The sequence below is a fragment of the Sporosarcina sp. P7 genome, from assembly GCF_002743425.1.
Taxonomy (GTDB): Bacteria; Bacillota; Bacilli; order Bacillales_A; family Planococcaceae; genus Sporosarcina.
Genome location: NZ_PDZF01000003.1, coordinates 126,622 through 138,934, shown reverse-complemented (window position 1 = coordinate 138,934; position 12,313 = coordinate 126,622). Strand labels below are relative to the sequence as shown.

11 protein-coding genes are annotated in these 12,313 nt (G+C 45.3%); 5 read left to right on the top strand and 6 right to left on the bottom strand.

The window, feature by feature from the left end:
- Nucleotides 1-582: 582 nt before the first annotated feature.
- The 4 genes from CSV60_RS04925 to chrA all read right to left on the bottom strand — a co-directional run bounded on the left by CSV60_RS04925 (nucleotide 583) and on the right by chrA (nucleotide 5,377).
- Complete coding sequence (locus CSV60_RS04925; RefSeq protein WP_099636155.1) at nucleotides 583-1,107, bottom strand: PCYCGC motif-containing (lipo)protein; 525 nt, start codon at nucleotides 1,105-1,107, stop codon at nucleotides 583-585.
- A gap of 84 nt (nucleotides 1,108-1,191) precedes the next feature.
- A complete protein-coding gene (gene fumC / locus CSV60_RS04920; protein ID WP_099636154.1) occupies nucleotides 1,192-2,577 on the bottom strand; it encodes a class II fumarate hydratase in 1,386 nt (461 codons plus the stop codon).
- Nucleotides 2,578-2,897: 320 nt separating this feature from the next.
- Nucleotides 2,898-4,115: a multidrug effflux MFS transporter gene (locus CSV60_RS04915; RefSeq protein WP_099636153.1), complete on the bottom strand. Its 1,218-nt coding sequence runs from the start codon at nucleotides 4,113-4,115 to the stop codon at nucleotides 2,898-2,900.
- Nucleotides 4,116-4,186: 71 nt separating this feature from the next.
- On the bottom strand, nucleotides 4,187-5,377 hold the full coding sequence (gene chrA / locus CSV60_RS04910; protein WP_099636152.1) for a chromate efflux transporter: 1,191 nt from the start codon (nucleotides 5,375-5,377) through the stop codon (nucleotides 4,187-4,189).
- Between the two features lie 256 nt (nucleotides 5,378-5,633).
- Here chrA and CSV60_RS04905 point away from each other — a divergent pair, with 256 nt between their 5' ends.
- The 4 genes from CSV60_RS04905 to CSV60_RS04890 all read left to right on the top strand — a co-directional run bounded on the left by CSV60_RS04905 (nucleotide 5,634) and on the right by CSV60_RS04890 (nucleotide 9,957).
- Nucleotides 5,634-6,254, top strand: a complete 621-nt coding sequence (locus CSV60_RS04905; protein WP_099636151.1) for a DUF47 domain-containing protein — start codon at nucleotides 5,634-5,636, stop codon at nucleotides 6,252-6,254.
- 13 nt (nucleotides 6,255-6,267) lie between these two features.
- Nucleotides 6,268-7,266, top strand: coding sequence for an inorganic phosphate transporter (locus CSV60_RS04900; protein ID WP_099636150.1), 999 nt, complete (start codon nucleotides 6,268-6,270; stop codon nucleotides 7,264-7,266).
- Between the two features lie 191 nt (nucleotides 7,267-7,457).
- Nucleotides 7,458-7,658 (top strand): cold-shock protein, encoded by a 201-nt coding sequence (locus tag CSV60_RS04895; RefSeq protein WP_009766462.1) that lies wholly within the window; start codon nucleotides 7,458-7,460, stop codon nucleotides 7,656-7,658.
- Between the two features lie 148 nt (nucleotides 7,659-7,806).
- On the top strand, nucleotides 7,807-9,957 hold the full coding sequence (locus CSV60_RS04890; RefSeq protein WP_233189532.1) for an MMPL family transporter: 2,151 nt from the start codon (nucleotides 7,807-7,809) through the stop codon (nucleotides 9,955-9,957).
- 281 nt (nucleotides 9,958-10,238) lie between these two features.
- Here CSV60_RS04890 and CSV60_RS15825 read toward each other — a convergent pair whose 3' ends face one another.
- Together CSV60_RS15825 and CSV60_RS04885 are read right to left on the bottom strand one after the other, a co-directional pair.
- On the bottom strand, nucleotides 10,239-10,406 hold the full coding sequence (locus CSV60_RS15825) for a hypothetical protein (RefSeq protein WP_158231657.1): 168 nt from the start codon (nucleotides 10,404-10,406) through the stop codon (nucleotides 10,239-10,241).
- A gap of 21 nt (nucleotides 10,407-10,427) precedes the next feature.
- Nucleotides 10,428-10,889 carry a hypothetical protein gene (locus CSV60_RS04885; protein ID WP_099636149.1) on the bottom strand — a complete coding sequence of 154 codons (462 nt, stop codon included), beginning with the start codon at nucleotides 10,887-10,889 and terminating at the stop codon, nucleotides 10,428-10,430.
- Between the two features lie 276 nt (nucleotides 10,890-11,165).
- Here CSV60_RS04885 and CSV60_RS04880 point away from each other — a divergent pair, with 276 nt between their 5' ends.
- The gene (locus tag CSV60_RS04880) at nucleotides 11,166-12,293 is read left to right on the top strand and encodes a CAP domain-containing protein (protein WP_099636148.1); all 1,128 of its coding nucleotides are present in this window, start codon (nucleotides 11,166-11,168) and stop codon (nucleotides 12,291-12,293) included.
- The last annotated feature ends 20 nt before the right edge of the window (nucleotides 12,294-12,313 follow it).

The following is a 12,313-nucleotide window of genomic DNA, read 5'->3' as shown; positions in this document are numbered from 1 at the left end:
TATGCATAGAGCGCTTGCGTGATTCATTGAGCGAATGCCGCGAATGCCAAAGATTGGATGGCGCGGCGATAGAATGTGGGATGTAAGGTGTAGGGCCGCGGACATTGAGCGGATGCGTGGGTTCATTGAGCGAGTAACGTGGAACTATGAGCCGATACGGATCGCGATTGAGCGGATAACGCTATGCATAGAGCGCTTGCGGGACTACATTGAGCGGATAGCGTGATTCATTGAGCGAATGCCGTGAATGCCAAAGATTGGATGGCGCGGCGATAGAATGTGGGATGTAAGGTGTAGGGCCGCGGACATTGAGCGGATGCGTGGATTCATTGAGCGAGTAGCGTGGAACTATGAGCGGATACGGATCGCGATTGAGCGGATAACGCTATGCATAGAGCGCTTGCGGGACTACATTGAGCGGATAGCGTGATTCATTGAGCGAATGCCGCGAATGCCAAAGATTGGATGGCGCGGCGATAGAATGTGGGGTGTAAGGTGTAGGGCCGCGGACATTGAGCAATATACAAAAAACTGCAGATCCACTCTCATTAAAAGAGTGAATCTGCAGCCTAAATTAATCAATCAAGCAGGCATTGGAGTATCTGTCGGTTTCGCATAATTTCCGTTGCCGTATTCCGCATCAATTGCGTCGCGGATTTCCTTCATAGACTTTCCGTCTTGCTTCATTTGTACGGATTTCACTGCGATCTCTAGGCAAACTAGGCAGCGAGTGCCGTGGTCATCCCATACAACGGAGCCATCTTCGCGCACTTCATCCAAGAAACAATTCATATTACTCTTGTGTCCAGCACTATCTCCGCAACCACAATAGCAAGGCATGTATTCCAAGATCTCCGTCGCGTTGGCCGCCACTTGATAGACCTTGCGCATATCTTCTGGCTTATCGTCTAGGAATGAAGGCAAGATATCCGCTGAAGCAGTTACTTCCTGCAAGTCGCCGTTCGGTAGTTGCTTTGCGTGATCATGTCCTGCTTCTGCCTGTGAATCTTGTGGATTTACTTCTGCGGGCTTTTCTGTAGCGCCGTTTCCACATGCTGCAAGCGCCAATGTCAGTGCCGCTAGTCCTGCAAGTAACTTCTTTTTCATGTATATTCAAGACTCCTTCGTATAGAGGTTATGTCTTTAGTATACAAGATTTGCTTGAAGAACAAGCGTACAAATTCATGACAATTAAGAGTTGCCCGTCATCTTGCTTGGGTCTACATATTCGTCAAATTGCGCTTCCGTCAATAAACCCGTAGAAAGTGCCGCTTCTTTCAGCGTTGTACCTTCTGTATGAGCCTTTTTCGCAATTTTCGCCGCATTTTCATAGCCGATATGTGGATTCAATGCTGTGACTAGCATCAAGGAGTTTTTAACTTTATTGTCAATTTCTTCACGGTTCGGTTCAATCCCTACCGCACAGTTATCGTTGAAGCTGATCATACCGTCAGCAAGTAATTTCGCTGATTGTAGGAAGTTGTAAATAATAACTGGTTTGAAGACGTTCAATTCAAAGTTCCCCTGGCTCGCTGAAAAACCGATGGTTGCGTCGTTCCCCATTACTTGCGCTACAACCATCGTCAACGCTTCACTTTGTGTCGGGTTCACTTTACCTGGCATAATCGAGCTGCCTGGTTCGTTTTCCGGAATCGTAATTTCACCGATACCTGAACGTGGACCGCTTGCCAACCAACGTACGTCATTCGCTACTTTCATCAAGTCTGCAGCCAATGCTTTCAGTGCGCCGTGTGTGTAGACGATTTCATCGTAGCTCGTCAAAGCATGGAACTTATTCTCCGCAGATGTAAACTCGATGCCCACGGACTTCGAAATTTCTTCCGCTACTTTTTCACCGAATCCAGCTGGCGCGTTAAGTCCCGTTCCAACTGCTGTACCGCCGATTGCGAGTTCTTTCATTGTCTGGACACTTGTTTCTAGCATGCTGTGCGTTTTCTCTAGCATTTTGTGCCAGCCGCTGATTTCTTGTCCCAATGTCAATGGCGTCGCATCCTGCAAGTGCGTACGTCCAATTTTAATAATATCTGCGAAGTCTTCGGATTTTTTCTGAAGTGTTGCAGCTAATTTATCGATTGCTGGCAATACTTCGCGCTCTACCGCAATAACTCCCGCCACGTGTAGCGCTGTTGGGAATGTATCGTTCGAGCTTTGTGACTTGTTAACATCGTCATTCGGATGCAGGCGTTCTTCCTCGCCCCACTCCTCAAGCAACTGGTTACCACGGTTAGCGAGTACTTCGTTCATATTCATATTCGACTGCGTACCGCTTCCTGTTTGCCACACAACCAATGGGAAGTGCTCGTCCCATTTGCCTTCGATGACCTCTTCTGCTGCTGCTTTAATAGCTTTCATTTTAATTTCGGACAGATTGCCGAATGAATGGCTTGCGATCGCTGCTGATTTTTTCAAATGGGCAAAGGCCTGGATTACACCAAGCGGAATGCGTTCCCCGCCGATTTTAAAGTTGTGCTTACTGCGCTGCGTCTGCGCTCCCCATAACTTATCCGCTGGTACTTGTATTTCTCCGAACGTGTCGTGCTCAATACGATATTCCATCTTTACATCCACCTTTCAAAGTAATAATCAGACTCTCTATCTCTATCATGCCTTATTTTCGAGCAGATTTGAATTAAAAAGGGTTGGGAGTGTGAGTTACTTGGTGTGTGTGAAGGGATTGAAGCTCCAGCTGGCGGACGCTTTCTTGCGGGCGTGGCTTGAGCCAAGCGAACAGCGAAGGGTTCGCTTGGCCGTATTTCTGTGTACTTTGCAGAAATTAAGGCATCTGTGCAGGGTCTCAAGGCGCACGCTGTCCCTCTAGGAAAGCGTCCCCTCCGAAGCACCAATCCCTAACCCCCACACGACTACCTGCCCTTTACTCAAACCTCTTGCAATCGAAACGCTTTCCGAACCACTGTAAAGAACATCACCAAAGCACCAGTACTGCATGTCAACACTACAATACTAAGCGGCCAAGCCGAGCTGTCTCCCGCTAGACCTACTAGTGGCGAAACCGTTGCACCACCGATGAAAGGCATCAGTCCAAGGAACGCCGCTGCGCTTCCTGCTGACTTCCCCTGACTCTGCATCGCAAGCGAAAATGCCGCTGGTGATACTAAACCAACGCTTGACACCATAAAGAACAACGCCGTTGCAATCACTGCAAGTGGCCATTCATTCCAGACAGTCAACAACAGTAAAATACTTGCTGCGAACGACATCAACACGCCCGCGCGCAAGAACTTCACCTCGTGAATTCTCCCCGATAGCCGACCCGTCAATTGTGCCGCCGTGATAATCCCGACACCGTTCAGCGCGAAGAACAGTGAAAACTGTTGCGCTGTCACACCATACATATTCTGTAAAACGAACGGAGATCCCGCAATGTACGCGAACATGCTTGACATGATCAAGCCTTGCGTCAAAGCAATGCCCACGAACCACTTATCCTTCAGTAGACCACTAAATGTCTTGACGACCGCAAGCATTCCGCTCTCTGCACGTTCTTCAACCCGCAACGTATCCGGCAAGAAACAGGCTGTGGATACAAACATCAATAAACCGATGACTCCGAGTAAAAAGAACACTGCTTGCCACGAAGCATAGTTCAGCACGACACCTCCTACAATCGGCGCAAGAATCGGTGCTGCTCCACTGACAATCGACAACATCGCCATGAATTTTGTTAATTCATTTCCTACATATAAGTCACGTGCGCAGGCTCTCGCGATCACGATTCCCGCAGCGCCTGTCATACCTTGAACGAAACGCAATGCCACAAAAATCCAGATATTCGGACTAAACGCACATAATACCGAAGCGATTGCGTACACTATGAGCGTAATGACGAGCGGTTTCCGTCTGCCGTAAATATCACTTAACGGACCGAAAATGAGCTGTCCTGCGCCTAAACCGATTAAACAGGCCGTCAGACTTAATTGGACGAGCGATGTCGAAGCGTTTAGATCATCCGCTACAATGGGCAATCCCGGCAAATACATATCCATCGACAGCGGACCGAATGCTGATAACGAACCGAGCAATAGCACAAGCCAAACAGTTGGCAATGGAAGTCTTTTTTGTAATGAAGTATTCATATGTACAAAACCCTTTTCTTCTATAGAATTCATTCAGTATAACAAAAAAGCAACCGTATTTGGTTGCTTTTCTACCATATGGAAAGTAAAGTTCCGCCTAGCGCCCCAACTAGCACGACAATCCACGGTGGCATCTTCCAAAAGGTCAGCATACTGAATAAAATCGCTGCCAATGCGAAGTCCTCCGCCCGTAAAATGGAGCTTGTCCAAATTGGGTTGTATAACGCCGAGAATAAAATTCCGATGACCGCAGCATTGACACCCATAACGGCTCCTTTGATTTTTGGATGATTGCGTAAGGCATCCCAAAAAGGCAGGGCTCCGACGATCAAAAGAAATGCAGGTAGGAAAATCGCAACGGTCGCGAATAATCCACCTTGCCAACCGTTCATCACTGCGCCGAGATAAGCAGCAAACGTAAACAACGGTCCCGGAACCGCTTGCGTCGCACCGTAACCGGCTAGAAATGACTCATTTCCAATCCACCCAACCGGTACCAATTCCTGTTCCAATAAAGGCAAGACGACGTGTCCTCCTCCGAATACGAGCGCACCTGATCGATAAAAACTATCGAATACTGCAACCCAGTAAGAACCAGTTAGTTCGCGGAGTAACGGTAATATACCGAGCAAAGTGAAAAACAGCGTTAAACAAATAACCCCCATTTTCTTTGATACGAGAAATTTCATTGAAACAACTTCAGACGTATCATGTACGTTAAATAGCCATAATCCCACAAGTCCAGCTATGACAATCACACTGACTTGCGTAAAAGCTGCTTGCCATAAAAGTGTGACGACGAGCGCAAGTAACGCAATGGCCTTTTGCTTGACGTCCGGTGTTAAATTCTTCGCCATTCCTAGGACAGCATGCGCAACGATCGCAACAGCCACGATCTTCAATCCATGCAGCCAACCAGCCTCACTAATATCCGTGCCTGCAAGAAGCATAGCAAACAAGATCAATGCTACTACGGATGGCATGGTGAAACCTAGAAAGAAAACTAGGCCGCCTACCACCCCTGCCCGGGCCACGCCGATGCCAATCCCTACCTGACTGCTTGCTGGACCCGGAAGAAATTGTGCCAACGCCACTAAATCCGCATAACTTTTTTCGTCCATCCACTTACGTTTTCGTACATACTCTTCATGGAAATAACCTAAATGTGCAGTAGGACCGCCAAATGAGGTCAGCCCTAGTTTTAGTGATACAATAAATAGTTCTACAAGTCTTTTTATAGAAGAAGCCTTAGTATACTCCATTTCTATCCCCTTTCCGTTTATGTGATCCTTTACAGCCGATCATCTCATGTCCACAGTTATTTTCAATGATTCTTATACATCTTTACAATAACTTAACAATATTCCACCAAATAAAGCCCTAATTATGTTTACGAAGTTTTAGTAACGGAAACTCGCCTACCTTCCGCGTAATTTCTACACTATTCGCTATCTTTTTACACATGTTTTTTGTATGATGTAATAACTATCGATGTCATCAATAAATGGAGGAATTCAAATGCTAGGTCCACGTAAGCCCGATCCATTTTTCACAGCATTATTAGACATCGCGAAACATGTGCAAGCATCTATGCACTATGCGAACGATTCTAAAGTCCAATCCGTTTCAGATCTGAAAGAAATCAGCATTCGAATGAAAGAATATGAAACAGCAGGCGACACGCTGATTCATGAATTGATTACAAAACTAAATACGTCGTTCATGACACCTATTGAACGGGAAGATATTCTGAACATCGCGATTGCTATGGATGATATCTTGGATGGCATGGAACATTTTCTCGCGAACCTCGAGATGTTCTCTCTCATTGAAATCGATGAATACATGCAGAAGTTCGTCAGCAACATTATGAAAAGTACCGATGAAATCGTTCTTGCGATGGAATTGCTGACGAAGAAAAAGTTGGTCGAAATGCGTCCACATGCTGTGCAAATCAAAGAGTACGAACGTATTTGCGATGAAGTTTTGCGAACTTCCATTAAGCAAATGTTCCTTCGCGAAAAAGATCCAATCCGTATCATTCAACTGAAAGATCTGTATGAACTACTTGAGGATACGGCAGACTTTTGTCAAGACGTAGCGAATAATATTGAAACCATCATCATGCGCAACGCATAAGGAGTCCTGACCGATGGATACCATTCTCGTACTAACCATTCTCGTCGTAATATTTGCTTTAGCTTTCGATTTCATCAATGGTTTCCACGATACAGCCAACGCGATCGCTACGTCAGTATCGACACGCGCATTGAAACCTCGGACAGCGATCATGCTTGCCGCTACGATGAACTTCGTCGGTGCGCTGACATTCACGGGCGTAGCGAAAACCATTACGAAAGATATTGTTGATCCGTTCGTATTGGAAAACGGATCTCTCGTCATTTTGGCAGCACTCGTTTCTGCGATTACTTGGAACTTGGTCACGTGGTATTTCGGAATCCCCTCCAGCTCTTCCCATACACTGATCGGCTCCATTGCCGGCGCAGCGATTGCAGCAGCGGGTTTCGGCATTCTGAATTACAGCGGCTTCATCAAAATACTTCAAGCACTGTTGCTATCTCCTATCATTGCACTAGTTGGTGGATTTCTTGTCATGACCATATTGCGTGCGGTCTTAAAGAACCGTAATTTATTCAAAGCGAACCGCCGTATTCGTTACATGCAAATCGGTACGGCTGCGATTCAATCGTTCACGCACGGTACGAATGACGCGCAAAAAGCGATGGGGATTATTACGATGGCTTTGATAGCAGCAGAATTACAGACAACCGATGATATCCAATTATGGGTACGGGTAGCAGCGGCTACAGCAATGGGAATCGGTACGTCGATCGGCGGTTATAAGATCATCAAGACCGTTGGCGGCAAGATTATGAAAATCCGGCCGATTCACGGGATTGCGTCAGACTTGAACTCCGCAGTCATTATTTTCGGTGCTACCCTTCTTCATTTACCTGTCAGTACGACGCACGTAATCTCTTCTTCTATTATGGGCGTCGGTTCAGCGCAACGCTTGAAAGGCGTGAAATGGGGAGTCGCACAGAAGATTGTTTTGACGTGGATTATCACAATGCCAATCTCTGCATTAATGGCTGCAGTCATCTATAAAATATTCGCACTTTTCCTATAATGACGTGAGAATCTAGTTGTTCAATCCTTTGAACTAATCTTTCCACTTGCCATTTCTGGCTTTTCTTGTTATGATAAAGAAGAATTATTTTTGTTCGACGTTGGTCTACGATTTATCTCGACCGTTTTTTAGAAATTGAGCAAGGATAGTAATACAATGTGTACACGAGTGTGCACGAGGAGGAAACAAACATGGAACAAGGTAAAGTAAAATGGTTTAACGCAGAAAAAGGTTATGGCTTCATCGAACGTGAAGATGGCGACGATGTATTCGTACACTTCTCAGCTATCCAAGGCGATGGCTTCAAAACTCTTGAAGAAGGTCAAGACGTGTCTTTCGAGATCGAACAAGGACAACGCGGACTTCAAGCAACTAACGTTACTAAAAACTAATTAACCTATACAAACCACTTCCTTTTTAGGAAGTGGTTTTTTTGTGCATTTCTTTCCATATTTCTGCAACACTTCTCTATATTTCATTGGTATGATAAGCATAGAAATGAAATAATTGATTTCATTCATAGGGTGAGGAGGAATTACGTTGCACTGTTTCGGGAAGTTTGTAACGCATTCATATAAATGGATTTTCACTTTTTGGATTTTACTATTTGGTGTGATGACGTATTTCGCCATTCAGTTGCCCGGCTTACTTGCAGGAGACGGCTTCCGCGTGGACGGTGAGCATGAACACGTGATGAAAATCGTCTCGGAAGACTTCGGTTTACCTGCAGAATCTCTATTTTTAGTGTTTGACGGCAAATCTGATGAAGAAATCGCAACTTCACTTGACCAGCTAGAAAAGCTTGGGATTATATCAACTATCGTATCTCCTTTAACTGAAAACGAACAGTATACGAAAGACTTATCTTATGCCTTGTTACAATTTGATAAGGCGCCTGACGATATGCCGCAAGTTGTGGAAGATATCCGCGATGAAATCGATGGGCATACAGGCGTAACCCTAACTGGCGGTGGGGCATTTGAACACGACGTCAATCAGGCTAGCCAACGCGACTTGATGACCGCTGAGGCAATTGGTTTGCCGATCGCAATCATTGTGTTGTTGTTTGCATTTGGTACGATTGTTGCCTCATTCGTACCTTTGATAGTTGGAATTGGCACAGTCGTCTCTACTCTCGGAATTTTAGCGTTACTTGGCAATACCGTGGATCTAACTATTTTCATACTGAATATTGTACCAATGCTCGGTCTCGCCCTCTCTATCGACTTCGCGTTATTATTCATCAGTCGCTATCGAGAAGAGCTTACTAAACGTAGCGTGACAGATTCGATCATCATGACGATTCGCACGGCGGGTCGCTCCATTATATTCTCTGCTGTTTGTGTGTTCATTGGACTCGGCGCGATGCTGCTCATCAAAGTAGATATTTTCATGAATATTGCACTCGGAGGTATGATTGTCGTAGGTATGGCGGTCGTTTCGTCACTTACTCTGTTGCCTTCCGTTCTGTTGATGCTAGGCGAACGCATCCATAAAGGTCGTTTACTAAAAGAGCGTAGCGAAGATGCGAACGGTTGGAGAAAGTTTGCAAATTATGTGATCAAGCGCCCTGTAATGATTGCGATCATTGCGTTTGTTTTACTCGCAATTGCCGTAATTCCAGTAAAAAATATGGAATTGACGATTCCGCAGATTGATTCATTACCGGAAACATTCGATACACGTATAGCGTTTGAACAAATGGAAGATACGTTTGGTTTAGGCAACGAAAGTACAGTATTCTTAATTGCAGAGCGTGATGGTAGCTGGAAGACGACGGAAGGTCTTCGCGATATGCTAGCGTTACAAGATCAGTTAAAGAATGATTCATTGGTCAAAGATATTTCGACTGTCTTTACGATCAGCGGAATCGATAACGTCACGGAATGGGAGCAAACTCTGCGAATTCCACAAATGTACGACCAACTCAATCCTGTGTTAAAGAATTTTACGGACAGTGGCAACCGGTTATTCATTCCAGTGACATTAAGCGCTGCCGGTAGTTCAAACGAAGCACAGGACTGGATCCGCGACTGGTCAGAGAAAGATACCGGCTTTACCATTTTGCTTGGCGGCGAACCACGGTTCAACCAGGAAATCTTCGATGAAATCGCGGATCATATCGTGTATGTATTGCTGATCATCATCGTTTCTACCTTTTTCATCTTGATGTTCGCATTCCGGTCATTAGTTATTCCAGTGAAGGCAATCCTGATGAATATTCTCGGGTTGTCGGCAACGTTCGGCATACTCGTCTATATATTCCAGTATGGCCACTTCGGATTAAATCCAGGCACCGTCGCGCTCATCATTCCTGTCATCGTTTTCAGTCTCGTATTCGGCTTGAGCATGGACTATGAAGTGTTCTTAATCTCGCGAATGCAAGAAGAGTTCGCACAGTCGTTCGATAATGATAAGTCCACGGTCGAAGGACTGGCCACGACGAGTAAAGTCATTACGTCCGCTGCGCTCATTATGATCGTTTTAACAGGCGCCTTCGCGTTTACAGATGTCATGCCCGTGAAGCAGATCGGCGTAGGTATTGCAGTCGCTGTGGCGATTGATGCAACGATCATCAGGCTATTGCTAGTTCCAAGTCTAATGAAACTGTTCGGCAAATGGAACTGGTGGCTACCGTTTGGCAAAGGTCTATACCGTTCGAATAGCCAGAAATATAGTGTGAAGAAATAAAATGAAGCCGCGCAAGATCCCGTCCGTGTTGACTGGAATACTTGAGCGGCTTTTTTCGATTGCTATGGCGCGGTGTTAGGTAGCTTTGGCGCGGTTCTAACGTGGTATTGCGCGATCTACTAAGAGTTTAGCGCGATGAATGATACGTATAGCGCGGTAATGGTCAACAATAGCGCGGTCGTAGTCAACTTTGGCGCGGTTGCGATGCTACCCTCACAACCACCAACGTCGAACTATAAAAAACTGCCGAGTATAGTATATACCCGACAGTCGTTCATAGATTATTGCCAGCCAAACGTACCGATTTCGGTGTACGACTGGTTGTCCATTGATTGATGATTTTTTTGTGTAGGATTATTTTTGAAAGTAGTCTGAACCATTAACACGACGCCCACTACCGCCACAATCAACACCACGATCAGCCAAATCGCAACTGTTTTGCCCTTCATTTGCTATCACCTCTGTAGCTGTTATTTCGTTTTGATAGAAAAGCCTTCTTCTTTCAAATAACTTGCCGCCTCTTGGTAATCTCCGAAGCCCTCTTCCAAGTTGACTTCATGATAAATATTAAAGAAGCCATCTTCTTCAAGAAGTGTCAACATCTGACCATTGGAATTCTGCCACGTTTCCGCGATAGTTTCAGGTTCTTGGACCTCTGTCGCCAAGCCTTCAATTGCCGCGCGGATGACTGTACGGAATTCATCCGCAGAGTATTCGCGTACATTGACTAGACCGCGTTCATCTGCTTCATAGCCTTTGACATCTGCCACGTAGACAAATGCATTGCCATTCGGGTGCAAATGCTGCACGACCACTGTTTTATCATACAAAGACTCTTCATAATGATAGTTCAAGCGCTTCATAGACACTTCTTTCTTCACTAAATCCGGGAACTCTTCTATAATCTGTTGTTTTTCTTCAAATGTTAACATGTTTTTTCCTTCTTTCTACTGAAATTCAGTCTTCATCTCGTTCGCCATTCCGTAATCAGGACAAGCAATATGACGACTACAAATGCGACTATATAAAACCAGGAAGGTACACTGCTCACGCCACCGAACATGCCATCCACTCCTTCCAAACTTCCATTCTTTTTTTAGTATACCCTTTTTCGTGCTACTCCGGAGGAATATTTTCAACAATTCATAGTTACCACTGTATTGCTGAGGGTGAAACAGAGTATAATGTGAATGAGGAGTGGGTTTCTTATGATAAAACGCCTGTTTCAGTTACTCTTTCTCGCAGTACTTATCTACGCTTTCAAGCCCTTATGGGAAGGTCCAGTATCGCAATACGTGGACTTATCGTTTCTCGACCCGCTTGATGCCAAAGTAGAAACCGTGCTGAACGAGGAAGTAGTTGGATCTGCGCTTGACTATACAAAAGAATCGATTATCGATTTAATTACATTCGTTTCCAATAAAGCTGCCGGAAGCAGTCCCCCAGAGGAAGTCGCCCAACCCGTGCTCGATGCACCGGCAACAGGCATTATTTCTATCCACAATATCGAAATTGGCACAACCGAAGCGCAAGTGAAGGAAAAACTCGGTGAACCTATGCGGAAATCCGTCAATGAATATGGAACGGAATGGCTGACGTTCCATGACAATTATCAGAACTTCGTCATGTTGTCATACGATATCAAACGTCGCGTCAATGCGCTCTATACAAATGATCGCCTCATCGCTTCATCCATCGGTATCGAGTACGGTGTGCCGAAAGCGGAAATACGTGAAAGTCTTGGCGAACCGATTTCCGAAATACGTAAAGGGACAAACATTTATAAGCTGCAAAACGATGAAGGCATGGACATCTTTCATTCGGACGGTCTGTATATCTATGTCTTTTATGATCTGCATACTGACAATACCGTAACCGCAGTCCAATTAATCTCGGATTCACTAGAACAAAAAAAGTCTGCCCTCTATGCCCCCAAAAACGATGCGATGCGTAAAGGCTTTGAGATGCAACTATTTGATTTGACGAACGCAGCAAGAGTTCGACACGGTCGCTCCATTTTGACATGGGATGAACTGGCGGCTGAAACGGCACGTCTGCACAGTACGGACATGGCAGTACAAGATTACTTCAGTCATAAAAACTTGCAAGGCGAGTCCCCTTTTGACAGGATGAAAAAGCAAGGGGTGGCGTTCGTCAGTGCGGGTGAAAACCTAGCCTACGGTCAGTCAAGCAGTATTTTTGCACATGAAGGTCTAATGAATTCAAAAGGCCACAGAGAAAACATATTAATCCGTGACTACCAGTTCATTGGGATCGGTGTAGACTTCAATGACAAAGAACAGCCATTTTATACAGAAAACTTCTTCGCCAAGTAAGGGAATTTCCTTTCATTACG